We start from the raw sequence: 22,518 nt of genomic DNA, 5'->3' as shown, positions 1-22,518 counted from the left end.
CGCGAGGGCCGCCGGGGCCAGGATTGGCCCCACGAGAACGGTTCGAGTCGTACGAGAGCAGGGAGAAGTCATGGAAACGGGGCTCACGGTCGCGGTGTTCGGCGCCTACGGACACACCGGGCGGTTCGTGGTGGCGGAGCTGGTCGCCCGCGGGTTCGTCCCCGTGGCCGTCGGCCGTGACGCCGAGAAGCTGCGGGCTCTCGCGGAGTCTCACCCGGGGCTCGACGTGCGGCCCGCGTCGGTCGACGACCCGGCGTCGCTCGACCGCGCGCTCGAAGGCGCGGCAGCCGTGATCAACACCGCCGGGCCCTTCGCCGTGACCGGCGCCCCCGTGATCGAGGCGGCCCTGCGGGCCGGGATCCCCTACGTGGACGTGGCAGCCGAGATCGAGGCCAACGTCGACACGTTCGAGCGGTTCGCGGACCGGGCCCGCGCGGCGGGCACGGTGATCGTCCCCGCGATGGCCTTCTACGGCGGCCTCGGCGATCTGCTCGCCACCGCCGCCATGGGCGACTGGGCGTCGGCCGACGAGGCCCACATCGCGTACGGGCTGAGCAGCTGGCACCCCACCGCGGGCACCCTCGCCGCCGGCAAGGTCTCCCGGGAACGGCGGAACGGCCGTCACGTCCGGTTCACCCAGGGGCGACTGGAGTACCACGACGACGAGTTCACGGTCCAGGAGTGGCCCTTCCCGGCCCCGCTGGGTCCCCGTCCCGTCATCGCCGAGTTCACGATGGCCGACGTGGTCACCGTCCCGAGCCACCTGAAGGTGCCCGAGGTGCGCACCTACATGGCGGTCGACGCGGCCCAGGACCTGTCGGCGCCCGACGCCTCGGCACCGGCCGCGGTCGACGAGGCCGGCCGGTCCGACCAGACCTTCCTCGTGGACGTCGTCGTCCGCTCGGGCGACGAGGAACGCCGGGCCGTGGCCGTCGGCCAGGACATCTACGCCGTCAGCGCGCCGCTCGCCGTCGAGGCCGTCGGGAGGATCCTCACCGGCCGGACCAGGACGACCGGCGTCGCCTCGGCCGGCGAGGTCTTCGACGCTCCGGACTTCCTCCGCGCGCTGGCCCCGCACATCTCCTTCGACCTGCGGCGGTGACGGACCCGCCGCCGGCCCGGAGCGATCCCGAACCGATCCGGGCGCGGCATCAGCGGCATCATGGGCCTCGGCCGGGACCGCCGGCGCGCGGAACGGGGAGAGGGGCCGCACGGACATGAGGAGCCACGGACAGGCGGCCTGGGAGCTGCTCCTGCCGGCCGCCGCCGCCCCGGCCCGGCGGCGCGGCCGGGCGCTCCAGGAGGCCCTGCGCGAGGCGGAGCGCTCGGGCCGGCTCGCGGCCGGGACCCGACTGCCGTCGACCCGTGCGCTCGCGGCCGACCTGGGCGTCTCACGGGGCCTGGTCACGGAGGCGTACGAACAGCTCACCGCCGAGGGCTATCTGCGCAGCGACCGGGGCGCGGGCACGTGGGTGGGCGACGCGGCGAGGAGCCGGCTCGGCGGCGCGCCCGCGCCCGGAGCGACCCCGGATCCGGGCGGTGAGACGCGGGCGGGGAAAGCCCTCGACGCCCTCGGACCGCGCCCGGCCACGCCCGCGCGTGGTGCGGGTGCGCCCGCCGTCCGCGTGGACTTCCGACCCGGGACACCCGATCTGTCACTGTTCCCGAGAGCGGCCTGGTCCGCTGCGCAGCGGGCCGTGCTCGCGCGACTCCCCCACCCCGCCCTCGGGTATCCGGACCCGCGCGGGCTGCCCGAACTGCGGGAGGCGCTGGCCGGGATGCTGACCCGGCGCCGGGGCGTGGTGGCCGATCCGGAGCGGCTCGTGGTGTGCTCGGGGGTGGCGCAGGCGTCGAGCCTGCTCGGTTTCGTGCTGCGGTCACGGGGGCTCGACGCGGTCGGCATCGAGGATCCGGGCAGCCCGGAGCACGGGCGGCTGTTCGCCTCGACCGGTCTCGACACGGTGTGGCTGCCGCTCGACGAGGAGGGGCTGCGGCCGGAGCCGCTCGCCGCCTCCGGGGTACGGGCCGTGGTGGTGACGCCCTCGCACCAGTTCCCGTCCGGGATCAGCTGGTCGGCGGAACGCCGTGCCGCGCTGCTCGACTGGGCGCGGGCGGTGGACGGCTACGTCCTGGAGGACGACTACGACGGCGACTTCCGGTACGACCGGGCTCCCGTCGGAGCGCTCCAGGGACTCGACCCGGAGCGGGTCGTCTACACCGGCTCGGTCAGCAAGTCGCTCGCGCCCGGTCTGCGGCTCGGCTGGATGCTCGTCCCCGAAGCGCTGCTCGCCGAGGTCGTCGAGCGCAAGCGGACGATGGACCTCGGCAACCCCGTGCTCGACCAGGCGGTGCTCGCCGAGTTCGTGACGCGGGGCGCGTACGACCGGCAGTTGCGCCGGTGCCAACGCGCCTACCGGGAACGGCGGGACGCCCTCCTCTCGGCGCTCGCGGAGCACCTGCCGGGCACCGGCGTGAGCGGCATCGCCGCCGGACTGCACGTCATCGCGCGCGTGCCGGGGCGTTACGGGCCAACGGAACGGTTCCTGGCGCGGTCGGCGGAGGCGGGGGTGGCGCTGCGGCCCCTGGAGGAGTACGGCACGGCGCGGCCCGGGGACGGGGACGTACGGCTCGTGATCGGGTACGCGCACCTGGCGCCGGCCGTCGTGACGGCCGGGATACGCATGGTGGCGGAGGCGGTCGGCCGGGAGTGAGGTGATGCGTTCACCCGGCCGCCCGCGCAGGCCGTCGGCGGCCCCCGCGTGAGTGTTCACGCGGGGTTCGCGTGGGCGCCGCCCCCGGCCGTTAGGCATGGGGCGACGCACCGACCCGCCCGGACGCCCCTCGGAGGCCCTTCCATGTCCCAGTCCCTACCCGGCAGTTCTCCCGACCCCGCCCGGCGCAGCGTGCTGCGCGGTTCGCTCGCCGCGTCGGCCGCGCTCACCGTCGGCGGCGCCGGTCTCACCGCCCCGGCGTTCGCGCTGTCGGGCCGGCCCCGCGCCGAGTGGGGTGTGCAGACGGGCGACGTCACGACGTCCTCGGGTCTCGTGTGGGTGCGCTCGGACCGGCCGGCCCGCATGCTCGTCGAGACCTCGGCGAGCGAGTCGTTCCGGCGGGTGCGCCACCACCACGGGCCGCTGATCGGCGCGGGCACGGACTTCACCGGCACCACCGCGCTGCGCGGGCTGCCCGCCGGCGAGCAGATCCACTACCGGGTCACGCTCGCCGACCCGGACGATCCGCGCCGGACGGGCGAACGGATCGCCGGCACCTTCCGTACCGCCCCCGGCCGGCGTCGGGACGGGGTCCGCTTCCTGTGGTCGGGAGACGTCGCCGGGCAGGGCTGGGGCATCAACCCGGACATCGGCGGCTTCCGCGCCTACGAGGAGATGCGCCGCCTCGACCCGGACTTCTTCCTCTGCAGCGGTGACTCGATCTACGCCGACGGGCCGCTCCAGCCGAGCGTGACGCTGCCCGACGGGCGGATCTGGCGGAACGTCACGACGCCCGAGAAGTCGAAGGTCGCGGAGACCCTCGACGAGTACCGGGGGAACTTCCGCTACAACCTCCTCGACCACAACGTCCGGGCGTTCAACGCGCAGGTGCCCACGGTGATGCAGTGGGACGACCACGAAGTGCGCAACAACTGGTACCCGGGCCAGATCCTGGACGACGCGCGCTACACGGAGAAGGACGTGGACGTCCTCGCCTCGCGCGCCCTGCGCGCGTTCGGCGAGTACACGCCGGTGTCCACCCTCCACGCGCGCGGTGGCGGTCGCGAGCGTCGGATGCACCGCGTGGTGCGGTACGGGCCGCTGCTCGACGTATTCGTGCTCGACATGCGCTCGTTCCGGAACGCCAACTCCCCCGGGCGGCAGGCCGACGACACCACCGGCATCCTGGGTGCCGGGCAGCTCGCCTGGCTCAAGCGTGAGCTGGCCGCGTCCACCGCGGTCTGGAAGGTGCTCGCGGCGGACATGCCGCTCGGGCTTGTCGTCCCGGACGGCACGAACATCGAGGCGATCGCGCAGGGCGACCCGGGCACGCCGCTCGGCCGCGAGCTGCAGATCGCGGAGCTGCTGCGGTTCGTCAAGCACCGGCGGATCACCGGCACGCTGTGGCTGACGGCGGACGTGCACCACACCTCGGCGCAGCACTACGCGCCGGAGCGGGCGGCCTTCCAGGACTTCGCACCGTTCTGGGAGTTCGTGTCCGGTCCGCTGGCCGCGGGCGGCTTCCCGGCGAACGCGCTGGACGCGACGTTCGGCCCGGAGCGGGTGTTCGTCCGGGCACCCGAGCGGGCCAACCTGTCGCCGATGGAGAGCCAGCAGTACTTCGGGGAGGTCGACATCGACGGCCACAGCGGGGAACTGACGGTCCGTCTGCGGGCGGAGGGCGGCTCGGTCCTGTTCACCAAGGTGCTGCGGCCGGGGCGCGTCGGGCAGTAAGACCTGAGGGACAGGTGTGCGGCAGCTGGTGCCCGCCGGTCGTGACGGCCGGACGGGCCCCGGCTCCCCGGTGATTGTCAGTGCCGGGTCCTAACGTCGTTTCCATGACGCGATCCGTACAGGCACTCGCCTACGTCCGCCCTTCCGCGCTGGAGTCCACGGGCTCCGGCCGGCTGCTCGGCCTGGAGACGGCGGGGGGTCTCACACCCCGGGGGGCCGAGGCCCATCCCCGTTTCTTCGCCGGCTTCCTGGCCTCGCCGCAGGTCGCCGCCCGCGGTCTGCTGGCGGTCGCCGACGTGGCCGCGGCCCGCTACCACCAGCGGATACGGCCGGGGTCGCTCGACCCGGTGGTGACGGGGAACGGGGACCGGCTGCGGTTCGAGTCGTTCTCCGGCTGCGGCGGGGTGTACGCACGCCTGGACGTGCTCGACGAGGGGCTCGGCGGTACGGAGACGGGGCACGGGACGACCAACGTCGACGTCAACAACCCGCTGCGTGAGGCGCTGTCGCGGATGACGGGTGACGATCCGCTGCACCTCCGGGTGGGCCCCGAGGAGATGGCGGTGACCACGCTCGCGAGGGCGGTCGTGGAGAAGAAGGTCCCGCTGCCGGACCGCTGGCTGCGGGGTTTCGCCGAGGCGCAGGTGGCCTCGGCCCGGTTCGATCTGCGGGCCGAGCTGAGCGGGGCGGAGGCCGTCCGCTTCCTCCGGTCCCTGCCGCGCAACCAGGCCCGTGGGCGCGGGCCGATGTGGATCACGCAGTCCGGCCGCACGCTGCGGCCGACGACCCGGCCCGGCGCGGGCGCGGTGTGCCTGCCGGGACCCGACCGGCTCGTCGCCCTGGAGCGGGTGCTGCGGCACGCGACGGGGCTCCGGGTGTACGGGCCTGTGCCGGACGGCACCCTGGCCACGGCGAGCGCCTGGGAGGTGACCCTGCCGGGCATGCGGCTCACGCTGACGCTGTCGCCCGACTCCGCGCGGGGCTTCTCCGGCGAGGGCGGGGTCCTTGAGGCCCTCGCGACGGAGGAGGCCGCGCAGGACGCCGAGCTGGTCGCGGTCCTGCTCGCCTGGGAGCCGCGGATCGACCCGGCCGACCTGGCGGCGCAGGCCGGGCTCACGATCGAGCGGGTGCGGGCGGCCCTGACCCGGCTCGGCACAGCCGGGCGCGTGGGGTACGACGTGGCGGACGCGGCGTACTTCCACCGGGAGCTGCCCTACGACGCGGACCGCGCCGAGCGGCACAACCCGCGCCTGGTGAGCGCCCGACGGCTGGTCGCCGAGGGCGCGGTGACCGTCGAGGGCGAGCTGGCGACGGTGGCCTCGGGCGAACGGCGCTACCGGGTGCGGGAGTCGGACGGGGTGCTGAGCTGCACCTGCCAGTGGTGGGCCGACTACCGGGGCCGGCGTGGCCCGTGCAAGCACGCGCTCGCGGTCCGGATGGTGCGGCGCGGCGCGCGGCCCGAGCCCGCCGGCGCCGGAGGCGACGGCGCGACGGTCGCCGGAGCGACGCGATGACGGGGAGCGCCGGGGCGAGGGTGGACGGTGGGGGGACCGAGGTGGGGAACGGCCTGGTGAACAGGGTGATGGACAGCATGATGACCAAGGTGAGGAGCGCCGTGGTGCGCGGGGCGGGGAACGACACGGCAGGCGACGCGGCGAGCACGAGCGCCGACGTGGAAGGCAAGGACGGTACGGAGCGGGGCACCCCGGTCGAGCAGCTGCTGGCGGTGGTCCGCGCGGGGCGCGCCCACAAGGTGCCGGCGCTCCTGGAGCCGCTGGACGCCGCCGCCCGGAAGGCCGCCCTCGGGCAGTTGAAGTCCCTGCGCTCCGAGGTGCGCGCCTGGGACTGGAAGCGGTGGAACGAGGCGACCGCCGTGCGGCGCGCGCTGTACGTGGCGGGCGCCGGCTGCCAGACCGGCGCGGCCGCGGCGGCGACCTGGCTCGGCGGGCGCGACCTGCTGAGCTGGCGCTCCGAGGACGGCACCCTGGTGCTCTCGGTGCTCGCCGACCGGGATCCGGTGTGGACGGCGGACGTGGCGCAGCGGCTCGCGGCCCGGCCGGCCGTGGCGGAGAGCAGTTACGGCCTGATCCGCGGACTCGTGGAGCGCTCCGGGTGCGCGGTGCCCGCGACCGACGGCTATGTCCTCGCGTGGACGCGGGAGATCACCGACTCGCGCCTGCTGGAGCGGCTCCGGGAGGACTCGCACACCCGGGTGCTCGTGCCACACGCGCTCGCCATGGCCGAGACGCCCGACCGGCTGACCTGGTCGGTCGGCCCCGAGGCGCCGACGCACTGGCCGACCGCGCTCGCGACGCTCGTCACGGAGGGCGTGCTCGACCGGGCCCAGGTCGTGGACCTGTGCGTCTCCCGGCTGCTGCGCGGCGGCCGGGCCCGGGACCTGCGGTTCCCCCTGGAGGTGCTGCGGCTGGTCGAGCCGAGCGCGGACGAGCGTCGGGAGCGGATCCCGGACTGGATCGGGATGACGGCCGACGCGCCGTCCCCGGTGGCGGGGTACGCGCAGGAGGTCCTCGCGGGGCTCGCCGCGGACGGCGCGCTGTCGGCCGGGGCGCTGGCCGAGATGACGGGCGGGGTGCTGTTCCGTACCGAGAAGAAGCTGGTGCGCGCCCAGCTGACGCTGGTGGGGAAGGTGCTGGCGCGGGAGCCCGGCGCGGTGGAGGAGCTGCTGCCGGCCGTGGCGGAGGCCTTCGGGCACGAGGACACCACGATCCAGGAGCGGGCCCTGAAGCTGGTGGGCCGTCATGCGGCGGCGGTGGACACCTCCGTACGCCGTGAGCTGGCCGAGCAGGCCGGTCTGCTGAGCCCGGTGCACCGTCCGGCGGCCGTGGCGCTGTTCGGGAACGACCTGGAGGTGGAGGCCGGGGTCCCGTACGAGGAGATCCTGCCGCCGGTCCCGGAGCGGGAGCCGGTGGCTCCCCCGGCGACGACGGTCGAAGAGCTGGTGGAGGAGCTGCTGACGCGGGGGCGGCATCAGGACCCGGCGGCGTTCGAGCGGACGCTCGACGGTCTGGTGCGGCTCGCGCGACGGGACCGGGCGGGTCTTGAGGCGGCGGTGCGCGAGGCGTTCCCCACGGAGCACTGGGAGCACCAGCACTACTTCACCCACTACACGCACGGGGCCGAGGTGGTTCTCGCGGGGCTGCTGGGTCTTCTGCCGGGCCGGCGCGTCGACTCCGGGCGGGCGAAGGGCAACGGCCGGAAGGCCTGCCACCACGAGGCGCTGTCGGGGATCCTGGACGCGCGTCTGTGGGAGGCCGCCGACCTGATCGGCACGGACGCGCTGCCGTTCCTGCTCGCCACGCCGACCCTGCACACCGGTGAGATCGACCCGGTGGTGCTGGTGGAGCGCCTGCGCGGCTACCGGGAGGCGGGCGTCGAGCCGGCCCCGGCCGACTTCGCCCAGGCGCTGCTCCGGGTCGGGCGCCGGGATCCGTCGGCCGCGCGGGCGGCCGAGGAGGCCGTGGCGCTCGGCACGCGGGCGGGAGATCGGCTCGCCGCGTGGCTGCGGGCGGGGGAACCCCTGGGAACGAGGGTGCGGTTCCTCGACAGGGGCAAGGACCGGGCCTCGCAGAAGTGGTGGCTGACGGACCGGGTCGTCGTCGAGATCGACGACCGTCCCGTGGTGCGCAAGGAGTTCCCGGCGGCCTTCCGGTGGCTGGGGGGCGACCTCCGGGCGACTCCCCGTCGCTGCTACCACTGGCTGGACACGCGGGCGCACTGGGCCACGGCGTTGCCGGTGGACCGTGAGTTCGTGGCGGCGTGCGTCCTGTCCTCGCTCGCCTCGGGGGCCGACACGGACCAGCGCGGTGTGACGGAACCGCTCACCGCGCTCGCCGAGGCGGGCGGCCCGGCGGGCCGGTCCGTCCATCTCGCCGTGGCGTTCGGTCTCGGCTGTCAGGACGCCGACGACCGGTTGCGCGCGGTGGACGCGCTGCTCGTCCTGGCGTCGCGGGGCGACCTGGACGCCCGGCGGCTCGGCACGGAGCTGGCGTGGCTGGTCCTGGAGGGTTCGGTGAAGCCGAACCGGCTGGCGGACGCGCTCCGGACGACGGCCGCCACGGGCGCGTACGGCACGGTCTGGGCGGTCCTGGAGCCGCTGCTGCCGGAACTGCTCGGTGCGGAGAAGCCGCTGCGCGGTCTGGGCGAGGTGCTCGCGGTCGCGGCGGACTGTGTGGAGCGGTGCGGGGCCCGGGGTGAGGTGGCCGGGCTGGACGCGATGGCCTCGGCGCGGAGCGCCTCGCAGTTCGTCGTCCAGGCGAAGCGGCTGTCGGGCGCACTCGGCCGGGGCGCCGATCAGCCTCTGACAGAAACGGCCTGAATCGTTCTTTAAGCCTCCAGATGGGCGCTTAACCCGTCAGTCACAAAGCGTTCGTGATCACGCAACACCACTGGGTCACAGTGAGGTCATGACCGATGTGACGTCTTCGAAGAGCGCCCGCCGTCCGCACCACTGGCGGCACGACCTGATCGAGCTCGCCGCACTGTTCACCGCAGTGGTGGTGGCCGACACGATCGCCAAGACCATCGCCAAGGGGCCCGACGGCGCCTACCTCCTGGTGTTCTCGGCGATCGCGCTGGTCGCCACCGCCGCCTTCCACACCTGGTGGGCGCGGAGGCGCAGTCATGCGAGCCATGCCCCGCCCGCCGGACGCACCGGCGGGCACACCGGCGGGCACTCGCCCGTGGCCGAGCCGGTGAGGACCGAGGAGGAGGGGGAGGAGACGGGACCCGTGGTGCCCGTCGAGACCGCGCTGTGGCGGATGCGGACCACCGTCGCGGACACGCCGGGCAGCCTCGCCGCCCTGTGCACCGTCCTCGCCCGCCTGGGCGTGGACATCCTCACCCTCCAGACGCATCCGCTCGCCGACGGCACGGTCGACGAGTTCCTGCTGCGGGCCCCGGCCGACCTCTCCGCCGGCGCCCTCGCCCGTGAGACGGCGGCGGCCGGCGGCCGTGACACCTGGACCGAGCGGGCCGACGCCCACGACCTGGTGGACACCCCGACCCGGGTCCTCGGCCTGGCCACCCGTACGGCGCTCGACGCGGCCGAGCTGCCGCTCGCGCTGCGCCAGCTCCTGGGCCGCTGCACCCTCCACTCCGTGCCCGCCGTCTCCCTCACCGGCCGCCCCACCGGGGAACAGGCCCCGGTCGAGGGCGTCCTGGAGGAGACCGTGATGCGGCTGCGCGACCCCAACGGCGGCACGCTCATCGTGGAGCGGCCCTACCTCCCCTTCACCCCGACCGAGTTCGCCCGGGCCCGCGCCCTCGTGGAGCTCGACGCCCGGCTCGGCCCCCGCGTCCCGCGCAGCCAGGACGTACTGACCCTCCCCGAGGGCAACGAGATCACCGTCCGCCGCGCCGACCAGCGCGATCTGCCCGCCGCGCGCGCCATGCACGACCGCTGCTCGGCACGGACCCTCGGACTGCGCTACCACGGTCCCGTCGGCGACGCCGACCGCTACCTCGACCACCTGCTCAGCCCCCGCTTCGGACGTACCCTCGCCGTCCAGACGGCCTCCGGCCGGCTCGTCGCCCTCGGGCATCTGCTCTGGGACGGCGACGAGACCGAGGTGGCGCTGATGGTGGAGGACGACTGGCAGCGGCGCGGCATCGGCTCCGAGCTCCTCGGCAGGCTGGTGGCGATGGCCGAGGAGGCCGGCTGCGCGAGCGTGTACGCGGTGACGCAGTCGTCCAACACCGGGATGGTGGCCGCGATGCGGGCGCTCAACCTCCCCCTCGACTACCAGATCGAGGAGGGCACCCTGGTGATCACAGCCCGGCTGGCCTCGGCACCGCGACCGGCCGCCCGGCCGCAGCACCGTGAGACCCAGCAGGGGCAGCCGCACGAAGGGGTGCGGCGGGCGGAGCGCTGAGCGCCCAGGTCAGATCCCGCCAGAGGTCCTCGACGTCCTCGAGACCGACCGACATCCGCAGCAGGCGGTCGCTGACGCCCGCCGAGCGCCGGTCGCCCTCGGCCACGATGCGGTGGCTGATGGAGGCCGGGTGCTGGATGAGGGTGTCGACACTGCCGAGGCTGACGGCGGGGGTGATGAGCCGGACGCCGGCGATGACGTCGTGCGGGTCGCCGTACACCTCGAAGGCGATCATGGCGCCGCCGATCCGCGGGTAGTGGACCTGTGCGATCCGGGGGTCGGTGGCGAGGCGCCGTACGAGCTCGGCCGCCGTGCCGGACGCGGCCCGCACCCGTACCGGCAGGGTGGAGAGACCGCGCAGCAGCAGGTAGCCGGCGAGCGGGTGCAGCACTCCGCCGGTGGCGAAGCGGACCTGGCGGAGGGTACGGGCGAACTCCTCGTCACAGGCGACGACGCCGCCCATGACGTCACCGTGGCCACCGAGGTACTTGGTCGCGCTGTGCAGCACGATGCGGGCGCCCTGTTCGACCGGGCGCTGGAGCACGGGCGTGGCGAAGGTGTTGTCGACCAGGAGCGGCACGGAGCCGCAGGAGTGGGCGAGGGCGCGGATGTCCGCCTCGGCGAGGGTCGGGTTGGCGGGCGACTCCACCATGACCAGGCCGGTGTCGGGCCGTATCGCGTCCGCCACGCCCGCCGGGTCGGTCCAGGTCACCTCGGTGCCGAGCAGACCGGCGTCGAGGAGGTGGTCGCTGCACCCGTACAGCGGACGGACCGCGACGACATGGCGCAGGCCCTGGCTCGCCCGGGCGAGAAGGACGGCGGTGAGCGCCGCCATGCCGCTGGCGAACGCGACGGCTGCCTCGGCGCCCTCCAGGCGGGCGAGGGCCTCCTCGAAGCGGGCGACCGTGGGGTTGTCGAGCCGGGCGTAGACCGGCGGCCCGTCGAGCCGGGCCCCGGTGGTGGCGAACTCGTCGATCCGGGCGGCCTCGGCCCGGGCGTCGTACGAGGGGTAGGTGGTGGACAGGTCGATCGGCGGGGCGTGCAGACCGAGCGAGGCGAGGTCTTCGCGGCCGGCGTGCACGGCTTCGGTGGCGAGGGCTCTCGGGGTGTCCGAGGAGCCGTAGTCCATGGCGTCCATGGCGGCACTGTGAACGGATACCGGGAAGTAGCGGGAAATCGCCGTGCTACGTTCGCCAGATGGCCGATTCTGTCGTACTGGACGCGGTCGATCTGCACATTCTTCGCCTGCTGCAGAACGACGCCCGGACCACCTACCGCGAACTCGCCGCCGAGGTCGGAGTGGCACCGTCCACCTGCCTGGACCGGGTGGCGCGTCTTCGCCGCACGGGCGTGATCCTCGGACACCAGCTACGACTGGATCCGGCCAAACTCGGCCGAGGGCTTGAAGCGCTCCTTCTCGTCCAGGTCCGGCCGCACCGGCGGGAACTGATCGGTCCGTTCGTCGACCGGATCAGGGCCCTGCCGGAGTCCCGGGCGCTGTTCCATCTGACGGGACCCGACGACTACCTGGTGCACGTGGCTGTAGCGGACCCCGCCGACCTGCAACGACTCGTTCTCGACGAGTTCACGTCACGCCGCGAGGTGGCCCGCGTCGAGACGCGGCTGATCTTCCAGGAGTGGGAGTGCGGCCCGCTTCTGCCGCCCGTTTCGAGCCCCTCCATGTCAGCCGACTGACCTTCGACGAGGGTGACGCGGGCCCGCCGGAGACGTCAGGATGACCCCCATGCCAGAGACTTCCAGCAGCCCGCTGCCCCGCCAGGTCGCCGACGAACACGTCGACGCACTCATCGCCCTCGACCCGATCACCGGTACGTACCTGGGAGTCAAGGAGAGCGCCGGACTGCTGCCCGACTTCTCGCCGGCCGGCCAGCGGGCCGTGGCCGACCTCGCCCGCCGCACGCTCGCCCGGCTCGACGCGGCGGAGCGCGTCCCGGGTGCGGACAGCGAGGCCGAGCAGCGGTGTGCCCGTCTGCTGCGGGAGCGCCTCACGGCGGAACTCGCCATGTTCGAGGCCGAGGAGGGCCTCTGCACGGTCAGCAACATGCGCTCCCCCGCGCACAGCGTCCGGATCGTCTTCACCGTGATGCCGACCGAGACCGAGGAGGACTGGGCCGCGGTCGCCGCCCGGCTGCGCGCGGTCCCGGCCGCGCTGGAGGGCTACCGTGCCGCGCTCGCGCTCGGCCTGGAGCGCAAGCTCCTCGGCGGGCCGCGGCCCACCGCCACCTTCGTCGAGCAGCTCACCGAGTGGGCGGGCGCGGAGAGCGGGAAGCCGGGCTGGTTCGAGGAGTTCGCCGCCGCGGCCCCCGACACCCTGCCGGAGGACCTGCGCGCCGGGCTCGCGAAGGCGGGCCGGGGCGCCACCGAGGCCGTCACGGCCCTGCGGGACTGGATGCGGGACGTGTACGCCCCGGCCGTCGCCGACGCCCCGAACACGGTGGGACGCGAGCGCTACCAGCGCTGGACCCGCTACTTCAACGGCACCGACCTGGACCTCGACCAGGCGTACGCGTACGGCTGGACCGAGTACCACCGGCTGCTCGGGGAGATGCGGACCGAGGCCGAGCGGATCCTGCCGGGCGCCGGCCCCTGGGAGGCGCTCGCCCACCTCGACGAGCACGGCACCCATGTCGAGGGGGTCGAAGAGGTCCGGGTCTGGCTCCAGGAACTCATGGACGAGGCGATCGAGGCGCTCGACGGCACCCACTTCGAACTCGCCGAGCGGGTGCGGCGGGTGGAGTCCCGCATCGCCCCTGCGGGCGGCGCCGCCGCGCCCTACTACACCGGCCCGTCCGAGGACTTCTCCCGGCCCGGCCGCACCTGGCTCCCGGTGGACGGCACGACGCGCTTCCCGGTGTACGACCTGGTGTCGACCTGGTACCACGAGGGCGTACCCGGCCATCACCTCCAGCTCGCCCAGTGGGTGCACGTCGCCGACCGCCTCTCCCGCTACCAGGCGACCATCGGCAAGGTCAGCGCCAACTGCGAGGGCTGGGCGCTCTACGCGGAGCGCCTGATGGACGAACTCGGCTTCCTGCCCGACGCGGAGCGGCGCCTCGGGTACCTCGACGGGCAGATGATGCGCGCGTGTCGGGTGATCGTGGACATCGGCATGCACCTGGGTCTGGAGATCCCGGCGGAATCGCCGTTCCACCCGGGCGAGCGGTGGACGCCGGACCTGGCCCAGGAGTTCTTCCAGCGGCACAGCAGCCGTCCGCCGTCCTTCGTGGAGAGCGAGCTGACCCGCTACCTGTCGATGCCGGGCCAGGCCATCGGCTACAAGCTGGGAGAACGCGCCTGGCTGCTCGGCCGCGCCAACGCCCGGGCGGCGCACGGCGACGCGTTCGACGCGAAGGCCTGGCACATGGCGGCCCTCTCGCAGGGCCCGCTGGGCCTCGACGACCTGGTCGACGAGCTCTCGCGGTTGTGAGGACCGAGCACCGAGATCCCCGGCCGATCGCTTGATCGGCCGGGGAATCCCCTGCTATCTCTCCTACATGACCTCTGAGTACACCCCCGATGCCACCGACTGGCGCATCCTCGAAGCCCTCCAGTCCGAGGGCCGCGCCAGCTTCGCCGAGCTCGCCCGCACGGTGTCGATGTCGCCGTCCGCGGTGACCGAGCGGGTGCGGCGCCTGGAGGAGGCCGGGGTGATCTCCGGGTACACGGCGATCGTCGACCAGGACCGGCTCGGGCTGCCGATCCTGGCGTTCGTACGGCTCCGCTACCCGCACGGCAACTACAAGCCGTTCCACGATCTGCTCGGCACCACGCCGGAGGTGCTGGAGGCGCACCACGTCACCGGCGACGACTGCTTCGTCCTCAAGGTCGCCGCGCGGTCCATGCGGCACCTGGAGGAGATCACCGGGAAGATCGCGACGCTGGGCTCGGTGACCACCAGCGTGGTCTACTCCTCGCCGCTGCCGAGGCGTTCACTCAGCCGCTGAGGGCGTCCCCGCCGGTGCGGAGCCGTACGGCCGATCCGTGCCGCGCCTTGACGACCTCCAGTTGGGCCGGGATCCGGCGGCGCAGATCGCCGACATGGCTGACGATGCCGACGCTGCGGTCCCGCTCGCGCAGCGAGTCGAGGACGTCGAGGACCTCGTCGAGCGTCTGCTCGTCGAGGCTGCCGAAGCCCTCGTCGATGAAGAGGGTGTCGAGCCGTACGCCGCCCGCCTCGTCCGTGACGACGTCCGCGAGCCCGAGGGCGAGCGCGAGGGAGGCGAAGAAGGTCTCGCCGCCGGAGAGCGTGGCGGTGTCGCGCTCGTTGCCGGTCCAGGCGTCGACGACGTGCAGGCCGAGACCGGCGCGCTTGCCGCCGGAGCGCGCGTCGGAGTGGACCAGGGTGTAGCGGCCGGAGGACATCCGCTGGAGCCGGGCGGTCGCGGCGGCCGCGACCTGTTCGAGGCGGGCGGCCAGGACGTACGACTCCAGGCGCATCCGGCGCTCGTTCTCGGCCGAGGTGCCTGCGGTGAGGGCGGCGAGGCGGGCCACCCGGTCGTACTCCTCGCGGAGCGGCCCGAGGCGGCGGACCTCGGCGAGGGCCTGCCGGGAGAGACCGGCCAGGCCGGTGGCGCGTTCACGGGCGGCGGCCAGGGCCGAGTCGGCCTCGCGGAGCGCGCGTTCGGCCGTGGTGTGGGCGGCGGCCGCCGCGGCGGGGTCGGCCGGCGGAAGCGCGGCGGCGGCCGCAGTGCCGGGCTCGGCGAGCCGGTCCGCGACGGCGGCGGCCTCGGCCTGCCAGGCGTCCACGCGCTGCTGGTGGTCGCGGCGCTCGCCCTCGCGCAGGAGCGCGGCGGCGGCCTCGGCCGGGGTGGTGAAGCCCGCGCGGTAGGCGGCGTCGGCGAGGCGGTCGTCGGCCTCCTTGAGCCGCTGGGCGGCGAGTTCGGCGGCCCGGACGGTGCCGGTGGCGTCGACGAGGAGGGCGATCCGCCGCTCCAGGCGCGTGGCGTGTTCGGCCACGGTGGCGAACGCGCCGCGTCCCCGGGTGAGTTCCTCGTCGAGGGCGAGCTGCTCGCGGTCCAGGGCCTCGCGCCGCGAGGTCCGGGCGGCGACCCGCCGCTCGGCCTCCCGCTGTGCGGCGACCCGCTCCTCGTACTCGCGCTCGGCCCGCGCGAGCGTCTCCCGGGCGCTGTGGGACTGTCCGGCGAGCGCGTGCGCCTCGGCGTGGAGGCCGGTCAACTCCTCGACTTCCTCGGAGAGTTCGTCGACCGTGGGCTCGGGCGACCCGGCCGGGGCGCCCGCCTGGACCTCCGCGCGGGCCGTGGACCAGGACTCGTGGGTGACGGCGAGCGCGCGCTCGGCGGCCGTACGGGTCTCTTCGGCGCCGGTGTAGGCGGCGTAGGCGGCGTCCTCGGTGGCGCGGTCGACGTGGTCGGCGGTGGTGCGGGCGGGGGCCGGGTGGACGGTGGATCCGCAGACCTGGCAGGGATCGCCGGGGGCGAGGGTGACCGCGAGTTCGGCCGCGATGCCCTCCAGACGGCGGGACTTGACGTCGAGCCAGGTCTCGTGGGCGGTGTTCCGGCGCTCCCGGGCGTCCGCGAGACGCGCCTCGGCCGCCCGGGTGTCCTCGGCGAGCGTGTCACGGCGGCGGGCCGCGTCGCGGCGACGGCGGGCGGGTTCGAGGCGGCCGGCCAGGTGCTCGGCACGGGCGGCGGCGTCGCGGGCGGCCTCGACGTGCTCGCTGAGCGCGGCGCGGCGCGGCTCGCAGCCGGCGAGCCAGTCGGCGGTGTCGCGGAGGATGTCGTCGTCGGCGCGTGCCTCGCGCGCGAGTGCGGCGCGCTCGTCGGCGAGCGTGGCGGCGCGGCGTTCGGCGCGGCGGGCGGCCTCCAGGCCGCCGAGCTCCTCGCGCAGCCGGTGTTCGAGGGCGGAGAGGTGCTCGGCCCCGGCGTCGGCGAGGTCGGCGGGCAGCTGGGCGCGGGAGCGTGCGCGGGCGGCGTGGGCGGTGGTGTGCTCGCGCTCGGCGTCCTGGCGCAGGCCGAGCGCGGGGGCCACCCGGTCCGCCTTCAGGCTGCGGTCGAGGGCGGCCTGGAGGCGGTCCCGTTCGGGGGCGTGCGCGGTGAGCCGCTCCTGGCGGAGCAGCGCGTCGGCGTGCCGGGCCTGGCGGGCGGCCAGGTCGTTCTCGGCGTCGAGCGCGGCGCGGGCCGCGCCCTGCCGTGCCTCGGCCGCGTCGAGCCGTACGCGCGCGATGTCGAGTGCCTCACGGGCCTCCGTACGGGCGACGGCGGCCCAGGTGAGGACGGCGTCGGCGACTCCGGGGTCGCCGGGCCGTCCTTCGACGGCGGTACGGGCTGCGGCGAGGCCCCCGGCGGCCTGGCCCATCCGGTGGGCGAGGGCGAGGAGCCGCTCGTCGCCCTCCTCGACCTGCTGCTGCGCGGCGCGCCGCAGTTCGGCGAGGCGCTCCTCCACGGCGGCGAAGCGGCGGGTGTCGAAGAGCCGGCCGAGGAGCTTGCCGCGGGCCTCCGCGTCGGCGCGCAGGAAGCGGGCGAAGTCGCCCTGCGGGAGGAGCACGACCTGGCAGAACTGCTCGCGGCTCATGCCGACGAGCTGGGTGATCTCCTCCCCTATCTCCTGGTGGGAGCGGCTGAGACCGTTCCACGCGCGTGTGGCGGGGTCGTACTCGCGCAGCCAGGTCTGGGCCTTCTCGGTGGTGAAGCCGCCGCCGCGCTTCTTGGGGCGCTGCTGGGCCGGGCGCCGGGTGATCTCCAGGCGCCGCTCCCCCACGGTCAGTTCGAGGACCACCTCGGTGGAGGTGCCGACGGGGGCGTGGTCGCTGCGCAGCGTCGTCCCGGGGGTCTGCCGGACGCCGGGCACGCTGCCGTAGAGGGCGAAGCAGACCGCGTCGAGGACGGAGGTCTTGCCGGCACCGGTCGGTCCGTGGAGGAGGAAGAGCCCGGCGGCGGAGAGGGCGTCGAAGTCGACGGTCTGCGTGCCGCCGAAGGGGCCGAACGCGGTGATCTCCAGACGGTGCAGCCTCACCGGCCCACCTCGCGCTCGGCCGTGTCGACCCGTACGTCGTCGAAGGCGCCGTGGAGGACCGTCCGCTCGGCGCCGTCGAGGGCCGAGCCGCCGCGCACATGGGCCACGAAGTCCTCCGCGATCTGCTGGTCGGTGCGGTCCCTGAGCCGCTGGGCGTAGGAGGCGCCGGGGTCGTCGCCCGTCCGCTCGGGGTCGAAGACCAGGTTCAGGGTGTGCGGGAAGCGGGCGGTGAGCCGGGCCATCGGCTCGGCGGGGCGCACCGGGTCGGTGAGCGTGGCCTCGACCCAGGACTGCTCGTGGCGGGTGTGCGCGGGGTCGGCGAGGAGGTCGTCGAGCCGTCCTCTGAGCCGGGCGAGGGGGCGCGGGACGGGGCAGTCGAGCCGCTCGGCGCCGGTGATCGCCCCGTCGGGGGTGCTCGGGCCCAGGTCGACGAGCCACATGGTCTTGCGGTGGTCGGCCTCGGAGAAGGAGTACGCGAGGGGGGAGCCGGAGTAGCGGACGCGCGGGGTGACGGTCTGGCTGCCGTGGAGGTGGCCGAGGGCGACGTAGTCGACGCCGTCGAAGATCCCGGTGGGAACGGCCGCGACGCCGCCGACGGTGATGTCCCGCTCGCTGTCGCTGGGCGCGCCGCCCGCCACGAAGGCGTGGGCGAGGACGACGGAACGCGTGCCGGCGGGCCGGTCGGCGAGGTCGGCGCGGACCCGGTCCATGGCGGCGGCGAGCACGGCCTCGTGCCCGGCCTTCTCGGCGCCGAGCCGTTCCCGTACGAGGGCCGGTTCGAGGTAGGGCAGGCCGTAGAGGGCGACGTCGCCGTGGGCGTCGGTGAGGACGACGGGGGTGCCGATGCCGGCGGGGTCGGTGCGGAGATGGATACCGGCGCGCTCCATGAGTCCGGCGCCGACGCCGAGGCGGCGGGCCGAGTCGTGGTTGCCGGAGATCATCACCGTGGGCACGCCGGCCCCGGCGAGACGGTGCAGCGCGGTGTCGAACAGCTCGACGGCGGGCAGCGGGGGCACGGCCCGGTCGTACACGTCGCCGGCAACGAGGACGGCGTCGACGTCGTACGCGTGGACGGTGGCCACCAGATGGTCGAGGAAGGCAGCCTGGGCGTCGAGGAGACCGACCCGGTGGAAGGACCGGCCGAGATGCCAGTCCGAGGTGTGCAGGAGCCTCACGATGCCGTCCCACCCCGCATGTGCGCCGCTCCTCGCCGCTGGTTCCCGTCCGTGTGCGCCCACCACGCTATCCCGCCGGGGGGTGTGGTCGGGGCCGTACGGCTCAGCCGTCACAGGGCGCCCGTCGGGCCCCCCCGTCACGCGTCCCCGTACGCCTCGCCGCCCGGTTCGAAGGTGGCCGTGCCCGCCGTGGCGTCCGCGAGCCAGGCGCGGAAGGCGGGGACGTCCGCGTCGGGGAGGCCGATCTCGATCGTGACGGCGTCGGTGTAGCGCACGTCACGGACGGCGCGCCCGGTCGCCCGCAGGTCGTTCTCCAGCTTGCCCGCGCGCTGGTGGTCGACGGTGACGGTGGCGAGCCGGAAGCGCTGCCGGGTCACCGTGCCCAGCGCGTCGAGGGCCTCGCCGACCACGCCGCCGTACGCGCGGATGAGCCCACCCGCGCCGAGCTTCACGCCGCCGTAGTAGCGGGTGACGACGGCGGCGACGTACCGCATCTCGCGGCGCAGGAGCATCTGCAGCATCGGGACACCTGCCGTGCCGCCGGGTTCGCCGTCGTCGCTCGCCTTCTGGACGGAGGCGTCGGCGCCGAGGACGTACGCGAAGCAGTTGTGGCTGGCGGTCGGGTGCTCCTTGCGGATGCGCGCAACGAACTCCTGCGCCTCCCGCTCGTCGGCGACGGGCGCGAGCGCGCAGAGGAAGCGCGAGCGGTTGATCTCGGACTCGTGCACGCCCTCGCGGGCCAGGGTGACGTACTGCTCCGGCATCCGGCCAGCCTACGTTCCGTGGCCGTCGCCCCGGTCCGGCGGTCGCGGCGGCCCGCTAGGCCCTGTCGTCGAACTCCCGTCTGCGGGCGACGACGGGAGTGTGACGACAGGGCCTAGGTCGCCTCCGGCTCGCGCTCCCCGGCGGCCGGTTCGGGCGGGGTCGCGAGGCCCGCGTACGGCAGGGCGCGCAGCGCGAGGGCCCAGCCGAGCCGGGCCTCGCCCGACTCGCTGGAGCGGCCGGTGAGCTCGGAGATGCGGCCGATGCGGTTGAGGACCGTGTTGCGGTGGCAGTAGAGCTGGTCGGCGGCCCGCGAGGCCGAGCAGCCGTGGTCGAGCCAGGCGCGCAGGGTGGTGAGGAGCGCGGCCCGCTCGCCGCCGGTGGCGAGCACCGGGCCGAGGTGGACGGTGACGATCCGCTCGGCGATGTCGGTGCGCCCGCTGAGCAGCACCTGGGCGAGCCGGTCGTCGAAGACGCCGACCTCGCCGCTGCCGGCGGGGAGGGTACGGAGGGTCTGTTCGGCGAGTCGCAGGGCCCGCCCCGCCTGGGAGAGGCGGTCGAACTCCGGCGAGACGCCGGCGGTCGCCCCGGTCCGCTCGCGCAGGGCCGCGAGCAGCGCGCGCGTGGCCGGGTCGGTGCCGCCGGGCGGGGCGCCCGCAGCGGCCCGCCCGGCGGGCGCGTCGCGCCGGGGCAGCCGGACGATCCCGGCGTACCGGCCGGAGCGGGGCCGCCAGTACGACCACATGCCCTGGGCCTCCAGGACCGGCGAGGGGTGCGGCGGGGCGGCCGGGTCCTGGGCGGCGACCACGACGACGTACCGGTCGACCGGGGGGACCCCAAGCGCGGCCGCGGCGGCGGAGGCGACGGCCGGGTCGTCGGCGCGCCCGTCGAGCAGCGCCTCGAAGAGGGCGACGCGCCGGGTGTCCTGGCGGCTCTGGAGTTCCAGCTGGGCGATCCGGTACGCGTCGGCCATCGCGACCGAGTAGCGGTCGATGGTCTCCCAGACGCCGCTCGCCATGTCGAGCTCGACGTCCCGGCTGTCGGAGTCCCGCCCGGCCCGGATCCGGAGGTGCTCGGCCATCACCTGCCACAGGACCCGGCCGCCGCGCCGGTAGGCCTGGAGCACGGTGTCGAGCGGGACGCCCTGTTCGGCGCGGCGGCGGCCGGTCTCGCGGGCCGCCCACTCGAAGTCGCCGCCGGTCGCGGCGAACCCGCCGAAGTCCTCCAGGGCGCGCAGCAGGTTGTCGCGGCAGATCTCCCACAGGTCCTCGCGGGTGACGGGCGCGCCGGAGGCGTACGTACCGGAGTGGGCGCGGATGTCGTCGACGGCGCGGTCGGTGAGCCGGTCGATGTCAGCGAGCATCGCCGTGGCGAGCGCGCGCCGCAGCGCGCCGGAACCACCGGAGCCGCTCAGCGGCGTGTGGAACCCGCCGGGACGGGCGCCGGAGCCCGTCGCGGGTGCGCCGGGGTTGCCCGCTCGCGCCGACGTGGTGGGGCTTCCGCCGGGGCGCGGTCCCGGGGGCTCTCCGGGTGCGGCCGAGCTGTGCGTCATGGCTCGCACCGTAGCGCCGGGATTTGGCGAATGCCACGGGTCGGGCGGTACGGCGGGGCCGCTGCCCAGCTCGGCGGGCCGCATGGTGGGCACCTGCACATGGCGCCCGGGTGGGGTCGCGGCGGATTCTGTGCCGTGTCACCGATCGTCAACAGAGCTGTTGACTCCGCGTACCTGGAGCGTGCCATGTCACTGAGCGTCGCCGGCGTCCTCGGCGAGTCCGCCCGCCACTTCCCCGACCGGATCGCGGTCGTGGAGGGCGCGGTCCGGCTCACCTACGGCGAGCTGTGGACGGAGGCGCTGCGCTGCGCCGCCGGGCTGCGCGAGGCCGGGGTGAAGCCGGGCGACCGGCTGGCCGTCCTGCTGCCGAACACGATCGAGTTCCTGCGGGTGTACTACGGGGCGCTCGCCGCCGGCGCGACGGTCGTCCCCGTGCACGCGCTGCTCGTCGCCGACGAGGTGCGGTACGTCCTGGAGCACAGCGGCGCGGTGGGCATCGTCAGCGGCGGGCCGCTGTGGGCGGTCGCCGACGAGGCGGCGCGCGCGGCCGGGGTGCGCGCCTTCCAGGGCGCGCCGTCGACGGCCCGGCCGCTGGCCGCCGCCGAGCCGGCCGAGCCCTCGGACACCGCGGTGATCCTCTACACGAGCGGCACGACGGGCCGCCCGAAGGGCGCCCTGCTCACCCATCTCAACATCGTCATGAACGCCTCGGTGACCTCGCAGGACCTGCTCGGGCTCGGCGCCGGCGACGTGGTCCTCGGCTGCCTGCCGCTCTTCCACAGCTACGGCCAGACCTGCGCGATGAACGGGACGCTCCGGCAGGGCGCGACGCTGGTGCTGATGCCCCGGTTCAGCGGCCCGGCCGCCCTGCGGGTGCTGGCCGACGAGGGCGTGACGGTCTTCATGGGCGTACCGACGATGTACCACGCCCTGGTGGAGGCGGCGGCCGGGTCCGAGGTGCGGCCGGAGGCCCTGCGTGCCGCCGTGTCGGGCGGCGCCGCGCTGCCGGTCGCCGTCCTGGAGCGCTTCGAGGAGACCTTCCGTACGCAGGTCCTGGAGGGGTACGGCCTGACGGAGACCTCGCCGGTCGCGACCTTCAACCAGCCGCACATCGGCCGCCGGCCGGGCACGGTCGGGCACCCGGTCTGGGGTGTCGAGGTGGGCATCGCGGACGCGGCCGTGGACGGCGAGGTCCTGCTGCTCGCGGACGGCGCGATCGGAGAGGTCGTGGTGCGCGGGCACAACGTCTTCGCCGGCTACCTCGACGACCCGGAGGCGACCGCGGCGGCGGTCGTGGACGGCTGGTTCCGCACGGGTGACCTGGGCGTACGGGACGAGGACGGCTTCCTGCGGATCGTGGACCGGAAGAAGGACCTGGTCATCCGCGGCGGCTTCAACATCTACCCGCGCGAGGTCGAGGAGGTGCTCGTGCGCCACCCCGCGGTCTCCGAGGTCGCGGTGATCGGCGTCCCCGACGACGCGAAGGGCGAGGAGGTCTGCGCGGTGGTGGTCCGACGGGAGGACGCCGCCCCGCTCTCCGAGGACGAGCTGGTCGACTGGTCGCGGGAGCGGCTCGGCCGTCACAAGTACCCCCGGATCGTGCGATTCGTCGAGGAGCTGCCGCTCGGTCCGACCGGCAAGGTCCTCAAGAGGGCTTTGGCGTCGGGGGGTTGACCGCGAGCCCTCCCCTGCCCGCATGA

General features: G+C 74.9%; 15 protein-coding genes. 10 read left to right on the top strand and 5 right to left on the bottom strand.

Translation table 11 applies throughout. The features are described 5' to 3' along the window. Nucleotides 1–70 precede the first annotated feature (70 nt). The 6 genes from ACIP84_RS07810 to ACIP84_RS07785 all read left to right on the top strand — a co-directional run bounded on the left by ACIP84_RS07810 (nt 71) and on the right by ACIP84_RS07785 (nt 10,336). Nucleotides 71–1,102: a saccharopine dehydrogenase family protein gene (locus ACIP84_RS07810; RefSeq protein WP_401795902.1), complete on the top strand. Its 1,032-nt coding sequence runs from the start codon at nt 71–73 to the stop codon at nt 1,100–1,102. A gap of 115 nt (nt 1,103–1,217) precedes the next feature. Continuing rightward, complete coding sequence (locus tag ACIP84_RS07805; protein WP_401795899.1) at nt 1,218–2,711, top strand: PLP-dependent aminotransferase family protein; 1,494 nt, start codon at nt 1,218–1,220, stop codon at nt 2,709–2,711. Nucleotides 2,712–2,855: 144 nt separating this feature from the next. Beyond that, nucleotides 2,856–4,445, top strand: coding sequence for an alkaline phosphatase D family protein (locus ACIP84_RS07800; RefSeq protein ID WP_401795896.1), 1,590 nt, complete (start codon nt 2,856–2,858; stop codon nt 4,443–4,445). 104 nt (nt 4,446–4,549) lie between these two features. Continuing rightward, a complete protein-coding gene (locus ACIP84_RS07795; protein WP_401795893.1) occupies nt 4,550–5,959 on the top strand; it encodes an SWIM zinc finger family protein in 1,410 nt (469 codons plus the stop codon). 77 nt (nt 5,960–6,036) lie between these two features. Next, entirely contained in the window at nt 6,037–8,781 is a 2,745-nt protein-coding gene (locus tag ACIP84_RS07790) for a DUF6493 family protein (protein ID WP_401795890.1), read from the top strand. An 88-nt stretch (nt 8,782–8,869) separates the two neighbouring features. Further along, a complete protein-coding gene (locus ACIP84_RS07785) occupies nt 8,870–10,336 on the top strand; it encodes a GNAT family N-acetyltransferase (RefSeq protein ID WP_401795887.1) in 1,467 nt (488 codons plus the stop codon). Here ACIP84_RS07785 and ACIP84_RS07780 read toward each other — a convergent pair. Next, on the bottom strand, nt 10,233–11,474 hold the full coding sequence (locus ACIP84_RS07780; protein ID WP_355958297.1) for an aminotransferase class I/II-fold pyridoxal phosphate-dependent enzyme: 1,242 nt from the start codon (nt 11,472–11,474) through the stop codon (nt 10,233–10,235). The two genes, ACIP84_RS07785 and ACIP84_RS07780, sit on opposite strands and share 104 nt — an antisense overlap. 59 nt (nt 11,475–11,533) lie before the next feature. Here ACIP84_RS07780 and ACIP84_RS07775 point away from each other — a divergent pair, with 59 nt between their 5' ends. The 3 genes from ACIP84_RS07775 to ACIP84_RS07765 all read left to right on the top strand — a co-directional run bounded on the left by ACIP84_RS07775 (nt 11,534) and on the right by ACIP84_RS07765 (nt 14,301). Beyond that, nucleotides 11,534–12,031, top strand: a complete 498-nt coding sequence (locus ACIP84_RS07775; protein WP_266975487.1) for an Lrp/AsnC family transcriptional regulator — start codon at nt 11,534–11,536, stop codon at nt 12,029–12,031. 49 nt (nt 12,032–12,080) lie between these two features. Next, on the top strand, nt 12,081–13,784 hold the full coding sequence (locus ACIP84_RS07770; RefSeq protein WP_401795882.1) for a DUF885 domain-containing protein: 1,704 nt from the start codon (nt 12,081–12,083) through the stop codon (nt 13,782–13,784). Between the two features lie 67 nt (nt 13,785–13,851). Next, on the top strand, nt 13,852–14,301 hold the full coding sequence (locus ACIP84_RS07765; protein WP_355958295.1) for an Lrp/AsnC family transcriptional regulator: 450 nt from the start codon (nt 13,852–13,854) through the stop codon (nt 14,299–14,301). Here ACIP84_RS07765 and ACIP84_RS07760 read toward each other — a convergent pair. The 4 genes from ACIP84_RS07760 to ACIP84_RS07745 all read right to left on the bottom strand — a co-directional run bounded on the left by ACIP84_RS07760 (nt 14,291) and on the right by ACIP84_RS07745 (nt 20,818). Next, a complete protein-coding gene (locus ACIP84_RS07760) occupies nt 14,291–17,329 on the bottom strand; it encodes an AAA family ATPase (protein ID WP_401795878.1) in 3,039 nt (1,012 codons plus the stop codon). The two genes, ACIP84_RS07765 and ACIP84_RS07760, sit on opposite strands and share 11 nt — an antisense overlap. Beyond that, the gene (locus ACIP84_RS07755) at nt 17,326–18,504 is read right to left on the bottom strand and encodes an exonuclease SbcCD subunit D (protein WP_401795875.1); all 1,179 of its coding nucleotides are present in this window, start codon (nt 18,502–18,504) and stop codon (nt 17,326–17,328) included. The genes ACIP84_RS07760 and ACIP84_RS07755 overlap by 4 nt, the downstream gene beginning before the upstream one ends. 137 nt (nt 18,505–18,641) lie before the next feature. Next, nucleotides 18,642–19,268, bottom strand: a complete 627-nt coding sequence (locus ACIP84_RS07750) for a YigZ family protein (protein WP_401795872.1) — start codon at nt 19,266–19,268, stop codon at nt 18,642–18,644. Nucleotides 19,269–19,381: 113 nt separating this feature from the next. Beyond that, the gene (locus ACIP84_RS07745; RefSeq protein ID WP_401795869.1) at nt 19,382–20,818 is read right to left on the bottom strand and encodes a PucR family transcriptional regulator; all 1,437 of its coding nucleotides are present in this window, start codon (nt 20,816–20,818) and stop codon (nt 19,382–19,384) included. 186 nt (nt 20,819–21,004) lie between these two features. Here ACIP84_RS07745 and ACIP84_RS07740 point away from each other — a divergent pair, with 186 nt between their 5' ends. Further along, the gene (locus ACIP84_RS07740; protein ID WP_401795866.1) at nt 21,005–22,492 is read left to right on the top strand and encodes a long-chain fatty acid--CoA ligase; all 1,488 of its coding nucleotides are present in this window, start codon (nt 21,005–21,007) and stop codon (nt 22,490–22,492) included. Nucleotides 22,493–22,518 lie beyond the last annotated feature (26 nt).

The organism is Streptomyces sp. NPDC088707, assembly GCF_044752725.1.
Taxonomy (GTDB): Bacteria; Actinomycetota; Actinomycetes; order Streptomycetales; family Streptomycetaceae; genus Streptomyces.
Note: the sequence above shows the minus strand (reverse complement) of the source record. Positions and strands in the feature narration are given on the sequence as shown.

Coding starts and splice junctions, on each gene's coding strand:
- ACIP84_RS07750 (WP_401795872.1), bottom strand. CDS start 19,268: ATGCCGGAGCAGTACGTCACCCTGGCCCGCGAGGGCGTGCACGAGTCC.
- ACIP84_RS07810 (WP_401795902.1), top strand. CDS start 71: ATGGAAACGGGGCTCACGGTCGCGGTGTTCGGCGCCTACGGACACACC.
- ACIP84_RS07770 (WP_401795882.1), top strand. CDS start 12,081: ATGCCAGAGACTTCCAGCAGCCCGCTGCCCCGCCAGGTCGCCGACGAA.
- ACIP84_RS07785 (WP_401795887.1), top strand. CDS start 8,870: ATGACCGATGTGACGTCTTCGAAGAGCGCCCGCCGTCCGCACCACTGG.
- ACIP84_RS07780 (WP_355958297.1), bottom strand. CDS start 11,474: ATGGACGCCATGGACTACGGCTCCTCGGACACCCCGAGAGCCCTCGCC.
- ACIP84_RS07765 (WP_355958295.1), top strand. CDS start 13,852: ATGACCTCTGAGTACACCCCCGATGCCACCGACTGGCGCATCCTCGAA.
- ACIP84_RS07800 (WP_401795896.1), top strand. CDS start 2,856: ATGTCCCAGTCCCTACCCGGCAGTTCTCCCGACCCCGCCCGGCGCAGC.
- ACIP84_RS07775 (WP_266975487.1), top strand. CDS start 11,534: ATGGCCGATTCTGTCGTACTGGACGCGGTCGATCTGCACATTCTTCGC.
- ACIP84_RS07745 (WP_401795869.1), bottom strand. CDS start 20,818: ATGACGCACAGCTCGGCCGCACCCGGAGAGCCCCCGGGACCGCGCCCC.
- ACIP84_RS07795 (WP_401795893.1), top strand. CDS start 4,550: ATGACGCGATCCGTACAGGCACTCGCCTACGTCCGCCCTTCCGCGCTG.
- ACIP84_RS07740 (WP_401795866.1), top strand. CDS start 21,005: ATGTCACTGAGCGTCGCCGGCGTCCTCGGCGAGTCCGCCCGCCACTTC.
- ACIP84_RS07805 (WP_401795899.1), top strand. CDS start 1,218: ATGAGGAGCCACGGACAGGCGGCCTGGGAGCTGCTCCTGCCGGCCGCC.
- ACIP84_RS07790 (WP_401795890.1), top strand. CDS start 6,037: ATGATGACCAAGGTGAGGAGCGCCGTGGTGCGCGGGGCGGGGAACGAC.